Origin of the sequence: Allobrachymonas sp. (assembly GCF_041912815.1) — a bacterium.
GTDB lineage: Bacteria > Pseudomonadota > Gammaproteobacteria > Burkholderiales > Burkholderiaceae_C > Brachymonas.
In genome coordinates, this window is the sequence record NZ_JAYRLV010000001.1 from 98,865 (window position 1) to 116,608 (window position 17,744).

General features: G+C 63.1%; 21 protein-coding genes. 6 read left to right on the plus strand and 15 right to left on the minus strand.

Annotation, left to right across the window (positions count from 1 at the left end):
• Positions 1–97: 97 nt before the first annotated feature.
• Positions 98–1,075 carry a homoserine kinase gene (locus ACE3P9_RS00430; RefSeq protein WP_374490843.1) on the plus strand — a complete coding sequence of 326 codons (978 nt, stop codon included), beginning with the start codon at positions 98–100 and terminating at the stop codon, positions 1,073–1,075.
• Entirely contained in the window at positions 1,066–1,884 is an 819-nt protein-coding gene (locus tag ACE3P9_RS00435) for a BPSS1780 family membrane protein (RefSeq protein ID WP_374490845.1), read from the plus strand. The genes ACE3P9_RS00430 and ACE3P9_RS00435 overlap by 10 nt, the downstream gene beginning before the upstream one ends.
• 90 nt (positions 1,885–1,974) lie before the next feature.
• Here the strand turns inward: ACE3P9_RS00435 and trmD are convergent, their stop codons facing one another.
• The 5 genes from trmD to ACE3P9_RS00460 form a co-directional block, all read right to left on the minus strand.
• Positions 1,975–2,769, minus strand: coding sequence for a tRNA (guanosine(37)-N1)-methyltransferase TrmD (gene trmD / locus ACE3P9_RS00440; RefSeq protein WP_374490848.1), 795 nt, complete (start codon positions 2,767–2,769; stop codon positions 1,975–1,977).
• Between the two features lie 21 nt (positions 2,770–2,790).
• The gene (rimM, locus tag ACE3P9_RS00445; protein ID WP_374490850.1) at positions 2,791–3,378 is read right to left on the minus strand and encodes a ribosome maturation factor RimM; all 588 of its coding nucleotides are present in this window, start codon (positions 3,376–3,378) and stop codon (positions 2,791–2,793) included.
• Positions 3,379–3,545: 167 nt separating this feature from the next.
• Complete coding sequence (gene rpsP / locus ACE3P9_RS00450) at positions 3,546–3,803, minus strand: 30S ribosomal protein S16 (RefSeq protein WP_374490853.1); 258 nt, start codon at positions 3,801–3,803, stop codon at positions 3,546–3,548.
• Between the two features lie 208 nt (positions 3,804–4,011).
• Positions 4,012–5,031, minus strand: a complete 1,020-nt coding sequence (locus tag ACE3P9_RS00455) for an anion permease (RefSeq protein ID WP_374490855.1) — start codon at positions 5,029–5,031, stop codon at positions 4,012–4,014.
• A 122-nt stretch (positions 5,032–5,153) separates the two neighbouring features.
• Complete coding sequence (locus ACE3P9_RS00460) at positions 5,154–5,801, minus strand: DUF47 domain-containing protein (RefSeq protein WP_374490857.1); 648 nt, start codon at positions 5,799–5,801, stop codon at positions 5,154–5,156.
• Between the two features lie 223 nt (positions 5,802–6,024).
• Between ACE3P9_RS00460 and ACE3P9_RS00465 the strand changes: the two genes are divergently transcribed.
• Both ACE3P9_RS00465 and moaA read left to right on the plus strand, forming a co-directional pair.
• The gene (locus ACE3P9_RS00465; RefSeq protein ID WP_374490859.1) at positions 6,025–6,774 is read left to right on the plus strand and encodes an RluA family pseudouridine synthase; all 750 of its coding nucleotides are present in this window, start codon (positions 6,025–6,027) and stop codon (positions 6,772–6,774) included.
• 36 nt (positions 6,775–6,810) lie between these two features.
• A complete protein-coding gene (gene moaA, locus ACE3P9_RS00470; protein ID WP_374490861.1) occupies positions 6,811–7,839 on the plus strand; it encodes a GTP 3',8-cyclase MoaA in 1,029 nt (342 codons plus the stop codon).
• Between the two features lie 42 nt (positions 7,840–7,881).
• Here moaA and mog read toward each other — a convergent pair whose 3' ends face one another.
• Genes mog through mobB form a run of 6 tightly spaced genes read right to left on the minus strand, consistent with a single transcriptional unit; the run spans position 7,882 to position 11,653 of the window.
• Entirely contained in the window at positions 7,882–8,478 is a 597-nt protein-coding gene (gene mog / locus ACE3P9_RS00475) for a molybdopterin adenylyltransferase (protein WP_374490863.1), read from the minus strand.
• A complete protein-coding gene (gene glp, locus ACE3P9_RS00480) occupies positions 8,471–9,694 on the minus strand; it encodes a gephyrin-like molybdotransferase Glp (RefSeq protein WP_374490865.1) in 1,224 nt (407 codons plus the stop codon). Before glp ends, mog begins: the two co-directional genes overlap by 8 nt.
• A complete protein-coding gene (gene mobA, locus ACE3P9_RS00485) occupies positions 9,687–10,328 on the minus strand; it encodes a molybdenum cofactor guanylyltransferase MobA (RefSeq protein ID WP_374490867.1) in 642 nt (213 codons plus the stop codon). The genes glp and mobA overlap by 8 nt, the downstream gene beginning before the upstream one ends.
• Positions 10,325–10,789, minus strand: coding sequence for a molybdenum cofactor biosynthesis protein MoaE (locus ACE3P9_RS00490; RefSeq protein WP_374490870.1), 465 nt, complete (start codon positions 10,787–10,789; stop codon positions 10,325–10,327). The genes mobA and ACE3P9_RS00490 overlap by 4 nt, the downstream gene beginning before the upstream one ends.
• A 4-nt stretch (positions 10,790–10,793) precedes the next feature.
• Positions 10,794–11,045, minus strand: coding sequence for a MoaD/ThiS family protein (locus ACE3P9_RS00495; protein WP_374490872.1), 252 nt, complete (start codon positions 11,043–11,045; stop codon positions 10,794–10,796).
• Complete coding sequence (gene mobB / locus ACE3P9_RS00500) at positions 11,042–11,653, minus strand: molybdopterin-guanine dinucleotide biosynthesis protein B (protein ID WP_374490874.1); 612 nt, start codon at positions 11,651–11,653, stop codon at positions 11,042–11,044. Before mobB ends, ACE3P9_RS00495 begins: the two co-directional genes overlap by 4 nt.
• Positions 11,654–11,682: 29 nt before the next feature.
• Here mobB and moaC point away from each other — a divergent pair, with 29 nt between their 5' ends.
• Positions 11,683–12,174 (plus strand): cyclic pyranopterin monophosphate synthase MoaC, encoded by a 492-nt coding sequence (gene moaC / locus ACE3P9_RS00505; protein ID WP_374490876.1) that lies wholly within the window; start codon positions 11,683–11,685, stop codon positions 12,172–12,174.
• A gap of 82 nt (positions 12,175–12,256) precedes the next feature.
• On the opposite strand, the gene ACE3P9_RS00510 is transcribed toward moaC, so the two are convergent.
• The 3 genes from ACE3P9_RS00510 to ACE3P9_RS00520 all read right to left on the minus strand — a co-directional run bounded on the left by ACE3P9_RS00510 (position 12,257) and on the right by ACE3P9_RS00520 (position 15,573).
• Entirely contained in the window at positions 12,257–12,850 is a 594-nt protein-coding gene (locus ACE3P9_RS00510) for a YcbK family protein (protein WP_374490878.1), read from the minus strand.
• Positions 12,851–13,053: 203 nt separating this feature from the next.
• Complete coding sequence (locus tag ACE3P9_RS00515; protein WP_374490880.1) at positions 13,054–14,664, minus strand: murein L,D-transpeptidase; 1,611 nt, start codon at positions 14,662–14,664, stop codon at positions 13,054–13,056.
• 183 nt (positions 14,665–14,847) lie between these two features.
• Positions 14,848–15,573: an ABC transporter ATP-binding protein gene (locus tag ACE3P9_RS00520; RefSeq protein WP_374490882.1), complete on the minus strand. Its 726-nt coding sequence runs from the start codon at positions 15,571–15,573 to the stop codon at positions 14,848–14,850.
• 165 nt (positions 15,574–15,738) lie between these two features.
• Between ACE3P9_RS00520 and ACE3P9_RS00525 the strand changes: the two genes are divergently transcribed.
• On the plus strand, positions 15,739–16,449 hold the full coding sequence (locus tag ACE3P9_RS00525) for an arylesterase (RefSeq protein WP_374490884.1): 711 nt from the start codon (positions 15,739–15,741) through the stop codon (positions 16,447–16,449).
• 52 nt (positions 16,450–16,501) lie between these two features.
• On the opposite strand, the gene ACE3P9_RS00530 is transcribed toward ACE3P9_RS00525, so the two are convergent.
• On the minus strand, positions 16,502–17,731 hold the full coding sequence (locus ACE3P9_RS00530; protein ID WP_374490886.1) for a PLP-dependent transferase: 1,230 nt from the start codon (positions 17,729–17,731) through the stop codon (positions 16,502–16,504).
• Positions 17,732–17,744 lie beyond the last annotated feature (13 nt).

The following is a 17,744-nucleotide window of genomic DNA, read 5'->3' on the forward strand; positions in this document are numbered from 1 at the left end:
ATGGTTCCAGTCGCCCCCAGACCGGAATGCATCGCCTGGTTCCCCTTTTCCCTATGGCCGGCTCTCCGAAGTCCGGTTCGTCCTGTCCACTGATCCCATGGCTGTATTCACCGAAGTCTCCTTGGAGGCTGCCAGTTCCCTGTTCGACACTTTGCGCATCGGCAAGCTCCAGGCGCTGCAAGGCATCTCCGGCGGCATAGAGAACACCAACTACTTCGCCACCACCGACCAGGGAGAATATGTCCTCACCCTCTTCGAGCGCCTGACGGCCGAACAGCTCCCGTTTTACCTGTACCTGATGCAGCACCTGGCACTGCGTGGCATCCCCGTCCCCCAGCCTGCCGGCAACCGGGAGGGCGATATCCTGTTCACTCTGTGCGGCAAGCCTGCCGCCGTGGTGAACCGGCTTGCCGGACGCAGCCAGCTGCAGCCTCTGCCCGTGCATTGCGCAGCCGTGGGCCAGACCCTGGCGCGCATGCACCTCGCCGCCCGTGACTACCCGCGCCAGCAGCCCAATCTGCGCGGTCTGGCATGGTGGAACGAAACCGCTCCCCAGGTGCTCCCCCATCTCGATGCAGATCAGGCCACGCTCCTGCGCAGCGAACTGGCCTACCAGAACCACATCGCCGCAGGGGCCTCCTATGCCGCGCTGCCACGGGGGCCGGTCCACGCAGACCTGTTCCGTGACAATGTCATGTTCGACGGCGACATCCTTACCGGGTGCTTCGACTTCTACTTTGCCGGTGTCGACACCTGGCTGTTCGACCTGGGCGTCTGCCTCAACGACTGGTGCATCGACCATGCCACCGGAGCACTCGAACCTCGTCGAGCGGATGCCATGCTCGAAGCCTACCAAGGCGTGCGCCCCCTGGAAGCAGCCGAACGTGAGCTCATGCCCGCCCTGCTGCGTGCCGCTGCCCTGCGATTCTGGATCTCGCGGCTGTGGGATTATTTTCTGCCCCGCGAGGCACAGATGCTCACGCCCCATGATCCCGTGCATTTCGAGCGGGTGCTGCGCGAACGCATCGCCCATCCGGTCACGGTGCCCAACTCCGGGGATTGCCCATGCGCCTGAACATCGTTCCTGCAGGACAGGGCATCCAGTGGGTACGCGAAGGCATGGCCACCTTCGGGCGCAAGCCCATCGCGCTGCTGGGGCTGTACCTGATGTTCCTGATGGTCGTGAGCCTACTCGGAATGCTCCCCATGGTCGGGCCCGTCCTGGCCCTGCTCGTACTTCCCGCATGCACGCTGGGCTACATGGCCGCCACGCGCAAGGTCCGTGCCGGGCTGTACCCCATGCCCACGATCCTGTTCCTGGCCTTCAGGCAGGCAGATTCCCGTCGCAGCGCCATGCTGCAGCTCGGTGCGATCTATGCGCTGGGCTTCGGCATGGTGGTGGGAGTGACCTGGCTGATCGATGGCGGGGAATTCATCCGCCTGTTCATCGAGGGTGAAAAACTCAACCAGCAGGAGATGATCCAACGCATTCAATCGCCCGGGTTGCTCCTGTCCACGTTCACCGCTGGCGTGCTGACGACCCTTTTGTCCATGTTTTTCTGGCATGCGCCCGCACTGGTGTACTGGCATGAAGTGCCGGCACTCAAGAGCCTGTTCTTCAGCGTGGTGGCATGCCTGCGCAACTTCAAGGCTTTTTTCCTGTACGCCATGGCATGGCTGGGCATTGTCATGCTCACGATGCTCGTGGTGTCGCTGGTGATGAGCGCCATCGGAAGCATGGGCCTCATGCTGATTGCCGAACAGGTCGTCGCGGTGGTCATGGGAGCCATGTTCTTCGCCTCGCAGTATTACAGCTTCCGCGACTGCTTCCTCGACGATCCAGCTCCCTCTGCAGATACTGCAGATACCGCCGAAGCCCCCTGAATGCGCATACTCCTGGAGCGGGAGAGTCCAGATGCATGATGGCACGTGCCTTTGCCTGCGCCTGCAGCCGCTGGCAAGGGGCGTATCTGCTCAGTTCCCGGACGTGTCCCTGGGCGGACGGTGCAGTGCTTCGAGCTGACGTTCGTCGGCCGCGCTCCAGGTGGGAAGGCGCCTTGCCTCCTGCAGCAGATCCGGCCGGTGCATATGGGTGAGCGACACGCTCTGTGCCCGTCGCCAGCGCGCAATGGCAGCATGGTTCCCGCCGAGCAGCACGTCGGGCACTCTGCGGCCCTGCCACTCTTCCGGCCGTGTGTAATGCGGGCAGTCGAGCAGGCCATCGAGAGCAGGATTGAAGCTGTCTTCCACATGACTGGCCTCGTCATGCAGCACCCCCGGCTGCAGCCTGGCCACGGCATCCAGCAGTGCCACGGCGGCAATCTCCCCCCCCGAGAGCACAAAATCCCCCAGGCTGATCTGGTGCGTCACACTGGCATCGATGAACCGTTGATCTACCCCCTCGTAGCGCCCACAGATCAGCACTGCCCCCTCTCCATCCGCCCATTGCTGCACAGCGGAATGGCGCAGAGTCCGCCCCACCGGAGAAAACAGCACCACGGGAGGCAAAGCAGCAGAAGTGGCAGGATCGACTCCCCGCTCCTGCCAGATCGCTGCCAGACACTTGGCCAGTGGCTCGGCCTGCATGACCATGCCTGGGCCACCTCCAAAGGGACGGTCGTCGACGCGCCGATAGTGTCCTTCGGCAAAATCGCGCAGCTGCCACAGACGCACCTGCATCTGGCCGGAGGCATAGGCTCGACGAGTCACGCCTGTTTCCAGGTAGGGGGCAATGAGCTCCGGGAAAAGGGTAATGACGTCAAAACGCATGAAGATTCACTCGCTTGCAGCTCAGTAATCCGGCTGCCAGTCCACCAGAATGTGGTGCCCTGCCGTATCCACCTCATCCACAAAGGCATCGACAAACGGAATCAGACGTTCGACCGGGCGGGCATCCTCGCCTTCTGGTGCGGCGGCTTCCAGCACCAGGGTGGTCTGGGGCCCCATGGACAGCAGATCCTTCACCACACCCAGCTCCACACCCTCACGGTTGCGCACGACACAGCCGATCAGATCGACCCAGTAATATTCTCCTTCGGCCGGAGCAGGGAACGCCGACCGAGGCAGAAAGATGCGCGCCCCCTTCAGCAGCTCTGCGCTGTCCCGGGTTTCGATGGCAGCCGACTGGGCAACCAGCCCATCGCCATGCGCACGCACCTGACGCACCGGCAGATCCAGCACACCACCGAAGTGGCGCGCCCCCCGCTCTGCCGGCAGCAGATGCCAGATCTTGGCCTTCTGCAGGGCATCTGGAGCCGTGCTGTAGGGAATGATCTTGAACCAGCCACGCACACCCCACGGCTCACCGATGCGTGCAACCTCCACGGCATCCTCCGGAAGAGAGGATGGAGCGAGCAAGGTGGCGAGGTCTGGAGTCATGATGCGCGAAGAAGAGAGAATGAATAAAGATGAGGCAGGGAAGCGCAAGGCCAACCCAGCCGTGCGCCATTGCAAGTCTGCACCTGCACCATAGGGGCTTTTCAGAAAAAGCAAAGCCCAGTGGAAACCACTGGGCTTTGCCCGGATACCGGCGCTGGGCCGACCGATCAGGCTGCTGCCACTTGCTTGGACAGCTGCTTGACCAGGCGATCCACGGTGGGAGATGCCTGTGCACCCACGCTCTTCCAGTAGTTCAGGCGATCCAGAGCGATACGCAGGCCTTCTTCACCATCCTTGGCGCCGGGATTGTAGAAACCCAGGCGCTCGATGAAGCTGCCATCACGACGCACGCGCTTGTCGGCCACGACCACATTGAAAAACGGACGGGCCTTGGCGCCGCCACGGGAGAGTCGAATAACGACCATGATCAAATCCTTCGGGTGGAAAAATTCTTCCAGTGCTTGAGACACGCAACTGGCCACCCGGCCAGCGACAACACTGAAAACGCACGATTATAAAGGGAAAATGCCTGTTGCATCTACCCTGAAAGTCGCAGAAACAGACCCTGTGTGGCAGAAACAGGGCATGGCATGACCATGCCCTATGGCCTCACGCCCGGTCGTGCCGGCGCAATCAGGCGTGTGCGAACAGCACCAGACTCAGGTAATACCCCAGGCCCGCCACCAGAGCGCTTGCCGGAATGGTGAGAATCCACGCCCAGACGATGTTCCCAGCGACACCCCAGCGTACGGCGCTGGCCCGCTGGGTCGACCCGACTCCGACGATGGCACCGGTGATGGTGTGTGTGGTGGACACCGGCACCCCGAGTGCCGTGGCCAGGAACAGGGTCATGGCCCCGCCAGTCTCTGCACAGAACCCCCCTACCGGCTTGAGCTTGGTGAGCTTCTGCCCCATGGTGCGCACAATGCGCCAGCCACCGAACACCGTTCCCATGGAAATGGCGGTGTAGCACAGCAGAATCGTCCAGGTGGGTGGACTGCTCTCGCCTGCCTTGGCAAAGCCGGTGGCGATCAGCAGCATCCAGATGATGCCGATGGTCTTCTGTGCATCGTTGCCTCCATGCCCAAGGCTGTAAGCACCGGCGGAAAGCAGCTGCAGCCGGCGGAAATAGCGATCGACGGCCCCGGGCCGGGTATGGCGGAAGACCCAGGACACCAGCACCATCATGAGCGATCCGAGCACGAATCCCAGCAGTGGCGACAGCACGATGAACAGCACCGTCTTGCCGATACCGCCCCACAGCAGGGATGCGGCTCCCCCCTTGGCCACCACAGCCCCCACGATGCCGCCGATCAGGGCATGGGAAGAGCTGCTGGGAATGCCGAAGAACCAGGTGATGACATTCCAGACAATGGCTCCCGTGAGCGCGCCGAACACGACATGGATGTCGACCATGCCGGGCGACACAATGCCCTTGCCCACGGTTGCCGCCACGCTCAGATGGAAGATGAACACGGCCAGAAAATTGAAGAAGGCCGCGAACACCACCGCCTGCACCGGCTTGAGCACTCCGGTGGACACCACCGTGGCGATGGAGTTGGCGGCATCATGGAAGCCGTTCATGAAGTCGAAGATCACGGCAAGCATGACCAGAATGATGACGATCCACAATGCGCTTGAAGCGGCCTGCATGGTATTCCCTGTTGGTCTGTGAAATGGCGCCCTTGAGGCGCATCCGGTGCCTGCACTAAATCCTGCCGCAGGCAGAAAACACAGTGCAGGAGAGTCCGGTGCCCGAGGCGCCGCGCGGATGCTCAGGAGTTTTCGAGCACCACGCCCTCGACGATCTTGGCGACGTCCTCGCAGCGGTCACTAACGCTTTCGAGCACTTCGTAGACAGCCTTGAGCTTGATGAGCTCACGCACATCCGTCTCCTGGCGGAACAGACGGCTCATGGCTTCGCGCTGCACCTGATCGGCTTCGGATTCGAGCTCGTCGATGCGCGCGCACTGGCGTACCACTTGAGCCGCAGTTTCCTGCTTCTGCAGCCGGGGCAGACCTTCGATGGCGCCCTGCAGTGCCTCGCAGCAGCGCAGGGTGATTTCAGTGAGGTTGACGATGTCGGGCGTCATCGCATGGATGTCGTAGAGCGACATGGTCTCGGTGCAGTCCTGGATCAGGTCGACCACGTCATCCATGGTGTCGATCAGCTGGTGGATCTGGTCCCGGTCAATGGGCGTGATGAAGGTCTTGCGCAGGGCCACGCTGACATGCTGGTTGATGCCGTCGGCCTGCTGCTCGGCCTCGTCGACTTCGCGGTTGAATTTCTCGCGCGCCACGGGATCCGCATAGTTGGCCACCATTTGGGAAAAGGCCCGTGCGGCAGTGACAATGCAGGCCGCATGCTGATCGAGCAGCTCGTAGAAATTCTGGTCGTGCGGAAGAAGCTTGCTGAGGAACATGCGTATACCTGAAGACGATACCGATGCAGGCAATGGCCAGTGCCATTCCTGTTCGCACGGAAGCGAACTCTCGTGCGATTTGACAAAATCATGACACCCTAGAGTTTACCCGAGCGGACTGCAGCTCCCGCAGACCGCAGTGCCCAATTTCGTGCGTGCATGGCCTGCTCTGGCCATCGCACGTGACCATTTTTCGTGCATATACAGCCCTTTATTCCCATTCATGACTTCCCATGCACACTTTTCGGTGATCCACGAAGATGCACATCTGCTGGTGCTGGACAAGCCGGCCAATCTGCTGAGTGTTCCGGGACGCGGCGCAGATCGCCAGGATTGTCTGGCCCGCCGCGTGCAGACGATCTGGCCCGAGGCCCTGATCGTGCATCGCCTGGACATGGCCACCAGCGGCCTGCTGGTCATGGCCCGGAGCGCTGCCGTGCACCGGAGTCTGAGCATGGCTTTTGCTGCACGGCAGGTGCACAAGCGCTATGTCGCCGTGGTGGAGGGCATGCTGCCGCAGACCGCTCTCGATGCGGAAGGCTGGTCCACCATCGATGCCCCGCTGATCGTCGACTGGCCTCATCGTCCGCGCAGCAAGATCGATCCAGTGCTGGGCAAGCCCAGCCTCACGCGCTGGAGGGTTCTGCCTGCCGATGCTGCGGCACATCCGGGCATGCTGACCCCGGACTGGCATCGCCCCGACGACGCCCACACGGTGCTGGAGCTGGCGCCTGTGACCGGACGCTCTCACCAGCTGCGGGTGCATCTGCAGTCGCTGGGACACCCCATTGCCGGAGACACCCTGTACGGCTCGCCCGAAAACCAGGCCATGGCCCCCCGCCTGCTGCTGCATGCCTGCATGCTTGAACTGGTTCACCCCTGCACCGGCGCGCACATGCGCTGGGATTGCCCAACGAACTTCGCGGTTCCCACCCGCAATCCATGCCCGTCCGAAGGGGAAATTTCCCCTTGATCCGCTCGTATCACCCGTTGCCGGGACAATGGCCACATGTTCTCCCCTTCCTCTCAGCCTACCGACGCGGCCTTGCCACCGGCATCCGACAGTCTGCGTGACCGATTCGGGCGAAGCATCGACTACGTTCGCATTTCGGTGACGGATCGCTGCGACCTGCGCTGCAGCTACTGCATCCCCAAGGGATTCCGCGACTTCGAGGAACCAGCCCATTGGCTGACTTTTGACGAAATCGTGCGAGTGGCAGCGGCCTTTGCGCGATTGGGCACCCGGCGATTCCGGCTGACAGGGGGCGAGCCTCTGCTCCGGCGCAATCTGCCTGAGCTGATCGCGCGGCTCGCACAGCTGCCACAGGTGGAGGATCTGTCGCTCACCACCAACGGCACACAGCTGGCACGCCATGCACAGGCGCTGCGCGATGCCGGCCTGCACCGCCTCAACGTCAGCCTGGACTCGCTGCGCGGCGATTGCGTACAGGCCATCACCGGCAGCGACAGTCTGCCCCGGGTACTGGCCGGTCTGGAGGCCGCCCAGCAGGCCGGCTTCCGGCGCATCAAGATCAACATGGTGCCCATGGTGGGGGTGAATGATTCGGATGTCGACGACATGGTGGCCTTCTGCATCGAACGCGGCTTCGTGCTGCGCCTCATCGAGGCCATGCCCATGGGACATACCGGGCAACAAACCCAGGGCATGCCCTTCGAGCAGGTCATGGAGCGCCTGCAGGCACGACACGGTCTGGTTCCCGACACTGCCCCCCTGGGGGGCGGCCCTGCCCGCTACTGGAGCAGTCCTGCCACTGGCTTCACCCTGGGCCTGATCACGCCCATGTCGCAGCACTTCTGCGCCAGCTGCAACCGCGTGCGACTGGCTGTGGATGGCACTCTGTACATGTGTCTGGGCCAGAACGACGATTTTGCGCTGCGCGAGCGGCTGCGCAGCGGTTGCAGCGAAACCGAGCTGGAAGAGGCGCTCCGGCAGGCCATCGAGCTCAAGCCCGAACGCCATGAATTCAACGAAAAGCCCGAGCAGACGGTTCGCTTCATGTCCATGACCGGGGGCTGACCTTCCAGCGTCAGAAGGCTCCAGCTCTGGAGCACGCCGATGCTACTTTTTCTTCGGCCGAAAGGCAGTGACGATTTCGGGTCGGGTGGTGAGATACGGTCCCCCCATCAGTTCGATGCAATAGGGCACGGAGGCAAAGATGCCGTGGACCACCACCCTGCCCTCCGCATCGCGCACGCCTCCGAGCGTTTCCTGAATCGACTTGGGACGGCCAGGCAGATTCAGAATCAGACTTTGGCCACGAATGACACCCACCTGCCGCGACAGAATGGCTGTGGGCACGTAGTACAGACTGATCTGCCGCATCTGCTCGCCAAAGCCGGGCATGACCCTGTCGGCCACGGCCAGCGTGGCATCCGGAGTCACATCGCGCGGCGCAGGCCCTGTTCCCCCGGTCGTCAGCACCAGGCTGCACGCCTCCTCATCCACCAGTGCGCGAAGAGTTTGCTCGATGACGGGCTGCTCGTCCGGAATGAGTCGCTCCACCCACTCCACGGGATTGTCGAGCGCCGAGGTCAGCCAGGTGCGCAGGGCCGGCAATCCCTCATCCCGGTACACCCCTGTGCTGGCACGATCGCTCACCGATACGAGGCCGATCCGCACGGAAGGCAGGGAAACAGAAGCATCAGCATCAGACATGGGAAACACTCCAGGATTTGAGGGGCAGGGGATACACGGTGAGGAGATCGCCTTCTCGTACCGGCGTATCCGGCGGGACTTCCACAAGGGCATTGGCCTCCACACAGGCCGACAGCATGGCGGAGCCCTGTCCCTGCAGGGCACGCACTGCCCAGCGGCCATCCTCGCAGGGGGTCATCACGGCGCGCAGGAATTCACGACGCGGTTCGCGCTTGCTCCGTGCAAAGGAAGACACTGCCTGGAAGGAAGCAGGTCGGACTGCCAAAGCAGGCTGTCCCTGCAAACGGCGCAGTGCGGGAGCCACCATCTGATGGAAGGTGACGAATGTGGCCACTGGATTGCCCGGGAGCATGAAGACGTGGGCTCTGCCGGCCGTTCCCCAGGCAAAGGGCTTGCCGGGCTTGATGGCAAGCTTCCAGACTTCCAGGTGCCCGATCGCCTCCAGCGCAGCCCGTACATGGTCTTCCTCTCCGACAGAGACGCCTCCGCTGGTCAGAACCACATCGGCCTGTTCCACCGCCTCCTGCAGGCGCATGCGGGTCACGCTGGCCTCATCAGGCAGGATGCCCCCATCGATGACTTCGACAGACAGCCCGGCCAGCCATGCCAGCAGCTGATAGCGGTTGGCGTCCCAGATCTGCCCAGAGGCCAGCGCTTCGCCAGGCTGCCGCAGCTCGTTGCCGCTCGAAAACACCATGACCCGCAGAGGCCTGGTCACGGACAGACAGGCATGTCCCTGGCTGGCCGCCAGTGCGATGGCCGCTGCGTCCAGCACCGTGCCGGGTGCCAGCAGCACGGCGCCGGCTGCGTATTCCTCTGCCCGCCTGCGGATGTTGCTGCCTGCCCTGGGCGCCTGCTCCATGTGGACCAGGGTGCCATCGCGCTGGGTTTGTTCCTGCGGAACCACGGCCGTGGTCCCGGCCGGAACTGGTGCTCCGGTGAAGATGCGCGCGGCCTCCCCTTCGCGCAGCGGGGAGCTGGCTGCATCGCCCGCAGCGATACGGTCGACCACCGTGAATGTTGTGAGATGCCCGGAGGTGTCGGCTACGGCATAGCCATCCATGGCACTGTTGTCGAACAGGGGCGTGTCCTGACACGCCACCACTGAATTCGCCAGCACCCGCCCTACGCATTGGGCAAGCGGCAGATCATGCCCCCCGACAGGCCCCGGCAGGGCATCGAGCAACTGTGTCAGTGCCTCGTGGTAATCAAGCATGGGATTCCTTCCATTTCTGTTCGAGCCGGAGCAATGCCTCCGGCGTATTCGCATTGACAAAACCGGCAGCAAGATCCTCGCAGTCGACTGCGATGGAATGGCGGCGGGCAATCCAGCCACGCAGACTTCTGCCACCTTCTTCCAGATATTCCGCCACAGAGGCAAGGCCTGCCCAGGTCGCCAGGAGCATGGCGGGCTGAGGCCCCGCTTCCGTGCAGGGATAAGCCACGTCCAGACCGGGATTTTTCTCCCAGGCGGCCGCCAGCCTGGCCACCAGTGTCGAGGGAAATTCAGGCGTGTCGCAGGGTGCGAGCTGAACCCATGCCCCACGGCACAGCGCCGCCCCTGGCGATGCAGTGGCATGCCGTGCCTGCAGGCTGGCCAGTGCGGCGAGCGGCCCCATGCCCTGCCATGCCGGCGCATCGCCCCAGACAGGAACACCCAGCTCGGCATAAGCCGTCAGGTGTCTGTTGGCGCTGATGCATGCACAGGCCACCTGGGGCATGAGCCGTTCCAGCACATGGGCCACCATGGGTCGATTGCCGAGCGGCAGCAGTCCCTTGTCGCGCCCCCCCATGCGTCGTCCCTCTCCGCCTGCCAGCACGAGTCCAAGGATCCTGGTGCGGTCGGTCATGCCGATTCCCAGCGCTGCCGTGCCTCGCTGTCGCTGTGCCGTGCCTCGACCCATTGATGGCTGCCATCGGCAAATTCCTCGCGTTTCCAGAACGGGGCCTCGGTCTTGAGGTAGTCCATCAGATATTCCGCAGCGGCAAACGACGCACGCCGGTGGGGCGAAGCCGTCAGCACGAGCACGATGCCTTCTCCAGGCTCCAGACGCCCCACGCGATGGACCACACGGCACGCAGTGATCGGCCACCGGCGGCCGGCTTCCTGGGCGATGCGTGCGATCTCCGACTCGGTGAGTCCGGGATAATGCTCCAGATGCAGCGCTGCCAGCGGATGGGCATGGTCACAAGCCCGCACCATGCCCTGAAAAGCCACCAGCGCTCCTGCATCTCCCGCCTGCTCGCGCAGCAGCCGCTCCTCGGCTGCCATCTCAAAGGGCTCGGGCCCTACATCCACCTTGAGCCACATGGTGTCATCCCCCCGTGACCGGAGGCAGAATGCCGACCTCGGCCCCATCCGGCACGGGCGTATCGCCGTGAGCGATCTGCCGGTTCACGGCGACCCTGAAGACCTGCCCTGGAGCCAGAACCTCCGCCCAATGGGCATCTCGGCTGCGCAGCTGGGCGAGCAGCGTGTCGCTGGTGCAGCCAGACGTCCAGGCGAGTTCCTCGGCCTCGGTGCCCAGGCGCTCCCTGAGGGCACCGAAATACAGAATTCTGATCATCTCTGTGAACTTGATTGGGATGATGAAAGCAATGGATACAGGCACCCCTGCCTCCACTGCGCAAGCACGAAGTCTGCCACAGACTCGACGGCATCAAGATTGAGAACAGGCAAGGAACATGCACCGGCAAGGTCTTCCATGGCATCGGTGGCCACTGCGATCACGCAGGGATCTTCCCCGTACCGCGGAGTCCGGCCAAGCGCAGGACGCCATACCTCGATCTTGGGAATCTGCAGATGCTTCTGCCCTTCGATCAGCACCAGATCGACCGGTGCCATCCGCGCCAGCTGCGCGGCCAGGTCGGGAGATTGTGCGGTCTCGACAAACAGGCCCCACCGATGCGGACTCACCACCATCACCTCGGCAGCTCCAGCCAATCGGTGCCGGTCACTGTCCTTGCCTTCCGCATCAAGCACGATGTCATGATGGCTGTGCTTGATGGTGGACACCCGCATTCCGCTCAGGCACAAGGCAGGCAGCAGCCGCTCGATCAGCGTGGTCTTGCCGCTGCCGGACCACCCCACAATCCCCAGCACCGCCTGTTGCTGTGCGGGCTTGCAGGACGCTGCAGCGGCCCTCCCCTCCTCAGCCACTACACTATCGCCCATCGCACACCTCTTGTTTCGGATTGCACAGCATGTCCTCCCTCACGCATTTTGACACCAGCGGACAGGCCCACATGGTCGATGTGGGCCACAAGGAAATGACCCGGCGCGTGGCCACCGCCACCGGGCATATTTCCATGCAGCCGGCCACCTTTGCCCTGCTGCAGGAAGGCAGCGCCAAGAAAGGGGATGTGATTGGCGTGGCACGCCTGGCGGCCATTCAGGGAACCAAGCAGACGGCTTCCCTGATTCCGCTGTGCCACCCTCTGGCACTGACCCATGTGCACGTGGAATTCACGCAGAGCGACGCGCACCACCAGGTACACATCCAAGTCACCACCGAGACTGTGGGACGCACAGGGGTGGAAATGGAAGCCCTGTCCGGAGTCATGGCTGGCCTGCTGACCGTCTATGACATGCTCAAGGCTGTGGACCGCGGCATGCACATCGACGGCATCCGCCTGCTGGCCAAGAGCGGCGGCAAGAGCGGCACCTGGACGGCACCTGCCAAGGTGGAAAACTGAGCGTCGTCAGCTCCTGAGCCAAGCCCGTGGGCTGCGTCTGCCATCCGGACAAGGAGCCGAACGATGCGGAATGGAGAGGTTCTCAGCCACCCCAGCGGCGCACGCGCCCGGTGTCGATATGGACAAAGTTCTCGCGGGGATAGAAGCCCACGCCCCCAGCCTGCAGGGACAGTGCCGCACCATGCAGATCTGACAGCGAAGTGCCCGGAAGACGAATGTCGATGGCCTTGCCATCCATGTGCAGACTGTGCTTGGCCACTCCCCCTGCACGCGTTTCTCGCAGATTTTCATTGGTGGCTGGACTGCGATAGCCCGAAATGACCTGAAAGGACTCTCGAGACCCGATGACCTGCCGCAGCCGGAACAGCACGTCGAACAACTGGGGATCCATGTGGCCCACCGTGCCGCTGTAATGGTCTCGCAGGAACACGTTGAGCCGATTGAGGGACTGGGGCACGAAATCGCTCCCCACGGCATACACCAGCCGCAGACTTTCCTGCGTGTGCAGATTGTCAAATGAAAGACTGCGGGAGCCGGACAGCGGGGCCAGCACCGGCGAGCTGAACGCCAGGGCCCGCCCTCCGTTCATGAGCAGACCTGCTGCGGCAGATACCTGGGCGGCCCGCATGGCCCCCCCGAGAAAACGACGTCGATGGGAATTGTGCTGAGATGTCATACGTTCAATGCCTGAACAACCAGCCCGTTCCCCATGACTCCCGCTGCATGGCATGACCACGGGAAATATATCGATGTCCTGCGGACACGCCGCCTGAGCACTCTGCTTTCCGGCATCGAAGCGCGGGGAGAAAACTCTCCCCGCATTCCTGGAGAACGGACCCTACAGGAATGGATTTGCTGAAGACAGCCTGCTCATTGTAGTCATCGCCCCTTTCTGGGGCTATCATTTTTTTGTAACGCCTTCGCGGACTTAGGGGCCTTTCCTGCAGTTCCCTGGTGAGAGAGGGCCTGCGCCAATACACGGTCTTGGCCGTACAGATCGCCCAAGAAATAGACCTTTCCATCACGTACCACAGCGGTGTTGTAGGTGATGACCACGGGCAGCGGCTCCTTGAGGCGTGCTGTGGTGGGCTGACCCCGATCCATGGCCTTGCGGATGCGTTCTTCCGTCCATGCCGGATCGTCCTGGAGCACGAACTCGGCAAGCTGCACGGGTTCTTCGACACGAATGCAGCCGTGACTCAGATCACGTCGGGTGCGCGAGAACAGTCCCGGACTCGATGTGTGGTGCAGGTAGATGTTGGAATTGTTGGGGAAGACGAACTTCACGTCGCCCAGGGCATTCTTGGGCCCAGGACGCTGGCGGATGCGCGCCTTGCCTGCCAGCACGGCATTCAGCACCCCGGCAGAAGCGCTGGTGGTAACGCCGCCTCCAGCCGTCACGATCTCGAATCCCCCCCGCTTGAGGTAACCAGGATCGCGCCGCAGATGGGGAACCAGCTCCTTGCGTTCGATCGAGGGCGGCACGTTCCAGTAGGGGCTGAACTCGATGTAGCGCATGTCCTCGTCGAACAGGGGGGTACGAGTGTCCAGTGACTTGCCGACGATCACCCGCATGCCGAGTTTTTCCTCGGCCTGCCCACTGGCGTTGTCATAGGCTCTCAGATAGAACTCGGGAACGTTGACCACGATGCTGCGCCGCCCCTTGAGCACAGGAGTCCAGCGCATGCGTTCCATGGTGAGTGCAATCTGCTCTGCCCGAGAGGAAGGTGGCACCTCCAGCTGCGCCCGTGTGGCTGCATCCAGCACTCCCGTGGCAGCCAGCCCATGTCGCTGCTGGAAGGAACGCACCCCGGCCTGAAACGCCTTCTTGCCGGAAGCGGAACTGCCTTCCAGATCGGCTGCCGACAGATCGCCCAGAGCGACCAGGCGCTGCTCGGCCAGAGAAGACCCCGCCGTCGTCTGTGCAGCCGGGTGTTTTTTGTTCGCCTTGCGCTGGGGAGCGACTGGCATGGAGGCAGACCCCTCTGCATCTGTGACCACCTGCCCATCGGCTCCTGCGCTGCGTTTCCAGAGGCTGCCACGCTCCAGACGCAGGTAACGCCTGAGTGCAGCATGAAGGTCATCGTACATGGGCGTGCGGGGCGTCGCGGCACGCCAGGCCTGATCCAGGTTCTGGGCCTGCAGCGCATCACGCAGCACGGCAGAGGCATCGAAAGGCACGGCTCCATCGGCGGACGAGTAACGCGCTCCCAGGGTGCGGGGATTGACGCGACCGGCATGCAGGTCATGCAGGTAGTGCTCGACCTGGCGGGTCAACTGCCCATCGGCGGCAGGCACCTCGGCTGCCTGCAACGGCCGGGTTCCAGCGTTGCGCACCAGCTGAGCCAGCGTCTCTGCCGCGTAGTCGGACGGCAACAGCCCATCTTCACGCGCGGCGGAAAGGCGCTGCACAGCCTGCCGGGCCACTGGGCGGGGCGCGTTCTGCGCATCGAACCACAGGCTGTCCGCCCAGGCTCCGAGAGGGGTCATGAGACAGGCCAGACTCCAGCACGCCAGAGTCAGGGGCCTACGGGAAAATTGCGGCAATGCGCCATGCAGCGAAAGTGGTGTCATGTGAGGCAATTTAGCACGTCTGCATGCATTTCCGAGAGGGCGTTCGGGTTTTGCCCGGGGCTGGGCCAAAGTGTCGGAATTTGGTATCAGACCAACGCTTCAGGAGATGTCGGTGACCTGTCCATGGGCAATGGTGATGCGCTGCTGGCAGCGCGCTGCCAGGGTGCGGTCATGGGTGACGAGCATCAGGGTGGTGCCCTGCTCTCGGTTCATGTCGAACATGAGATTCATCACGGCCTCGCCGGTCGCGAAGTCCAGACTTCCCGTGGGCTCATCGGCCAGCAGCACCCGAGGCCCCACCACAAAGGCACGCGCCAGCGCGACCCGCTGCTGTTCGCCTCCGGACATGACCCTCGGGAAATGGCGCATGCGCTGCCCCAGTCCCACCCGTTCGAGCATGCGGGCCGCCTCGTCATGTGCCGATGCACTGCCCAACAGCTCCAGAGGAAGCATCACGTTCTCCAGCGCCGTCAGGTTGGGCAGCAGCTGGAAGTTCTGGAACACGAATCCCATTTTGCGTGCACGCAGCAGGGCACGGGCATCCTCGTCGCGATCGAACAGATCCTCTCCCTCCACCCGGACCGTTCCACGGGTGGGCGTATCTAGCCCGGCAATGATGGACAACAGCGTACTCTTGCCCGATCCAGAGGCTCCGACGATGGCCGTGATGCTCCCTGCAGCCACGGAAAAATCGATGTCATGGAGAATTTCCAGATCTCCGCCTGGATCCCGCACGGTTTTGCTCACATGTTGCACGGCCACCGCTGCAGCAGAAGCAGGATCGGAGAAAGGGGTGACGCTTGATTCCGGAAGAACGGGTGTCATGTGAAAGAAAATGAGGCAACAGGACAGGCGGTGGCACACGATGCCAGCAGGCTCGACTGTACCAGCGTCACGGTGTCGCTGCCTTTCGTCCGCCCGGCGATCGGCGCAGGGCATTTCCCGGCTCCCGGCCTTCTCTGCTGTTTCTTGTCAAAAAACAGGTTCCATATGCACACGTTTTGTTTTTCCATCCGCAGAAGGCGACTGGCCTCCGCGCTGGTGCTTGGCGGTCTCGCCGCACGGCTCCCTGCCCAGGCTGCTGCCACGACGAATACCCCTCCGCCTTCAGCATCGATTCTGGTGCTGGGTGATTCTCTGAGTGCCGAATATGGCCTGCGGCGCGGAAGCGGCTGGGTGGCTTTGTTGACACAGCGCCTGGCACGCATGCATGCCCCCTGGCAGGTGGTGAATGCCAGCATCAGCGGCGACACGACCGCAGGTGGACGGGCCCGGCTTCCGGCGCTGCTGCAGCGTCACCATCCTGCCGTGGTGGTGCTGGAGCTGGGAGCCAACGATGCCCTGCGCGGACTGCCGATCGGTCAGACCGAGGCCCACCTGTCTGCCATGGTGCGAATGGCACAGGCTGCCGGTGCCCGAGTGCTCCTGGTGGGCATGCAGGTGCCTCCCAACTACGGCCCTGCCTACACACACCAGTTCGCACAGGTGTTCCAGGCCGTCAGCAGGCAACAGAAGACGAGACTCGTGCCCTTCCTGCTGGCCGGGGTGGCAGATGCTCCGCAGCCACTGCAGTGGTTCCAAGCCGACAGGCTGCATCCAAACGAACGGGCACAGGGCCGCATGGAAGCCAATGTATGGCCCTCGCTGGCCCCCTTGCTCCGGGCTGCACCCCATTCCTCACGCGGAGTGGCCAGACGCTGAGCACCGCGCGAGGAGGCCTTGCGCACGGCTGGACTCGCAGCAGAGCCCCCTGTCAGGCAGGCTGCAAGGCAACGAGCGCCTGTTGCAGGTCGGCGATGAGATCGCCAGGAGACTCCAGACCGATGCACAGACGCACCACAGTGCCCTGCGCAATATGGTATGGCCATGTGCTGCGCATGTCCATGAGGTCATAGGGCATGACCAGACTGATGGGGCCTCCCCAGCTGTAGCCGATGCGGAACAGGCTCAGCCGATCGCAGAAGGCATCCACCTGCGCCTGTGTGCAGCCGGGATCCACCACCAGACTGAGCAGCCCCGCAGCCAGACCGTCTGGGTGCTGTGCAGTGCAACACAGGGCACGCCAATGCGCATGCCCCGGAGAGTCCGGCAATGCCGGATGCAGCACCTGCACAAAGGGGGCCTGCGCCTCGCACCAGTGCGCCACCTCGCGTGCGGCACGATCGGCCGCACGGTACCGCAGATCCAGACTGGGCAGACTGCGCAGCACGGCCTCCACGTCGTTCATGCCAACCCCGAATCCCAGGCGCATGTGGCTCAGCATGATCAGGCGGCGCACATCCTCCCGTCGCGTCATGACGCTGCCCATCAGGACATCGCCCCCGCCACTCGGGTATTTGGTGAGCGCATGCACGGCAATATCGACGCCCAGAGCCACAGAGGGATCATGCTCTCGCAGCAGATCGAAGGGGCGCAGCGCAAGCCCTGCTCCCCAGGTATCGTCCAGTGCCGTCAATACCCCCCTGGATCGGCACAACCGCACCTGTGCGGCAAGATCCGGGAATTCCAGCGTCACCGAGCCAGCCGCCTCCAGCCATACCAGCCGTGTGCGTGGACTGAGCTTGGATTCGAGATCGGACAGATCCATGGGATCGTAGTACCGGTGCGTGATGCCCCACGCAGCCAGTTCACCTTCTGCCAGCGTCTTGCTGGGGCCATAGGCATTGTCGGGAATGAGCACCTCGTCGCCCATGCGCAGCAAGGCCAGATTCACACAGGCGATGGCTGCCAGACCGCTGGGCACCAGCACGGCATACCTTCCCCCTTCAAGCGCGCAGAGACGCTCCTCGAGCACATAGCTGGTAGGAGTGCCGTGCAGTCCGTAGGTATAGGCACTCTTGTCGAGCCAGGTCCGTTCACGCATGGCCGCCACGGAAGGGAAGAATACGGTCGATGCCTTGCAGACCGGTACCTGCGGCGCTTCGAAATCCGCTGGCGGCTGATAGGAATGATGGATCAGGGCAGTATCGGGCTGGAATGTCATGCACGCATGATAG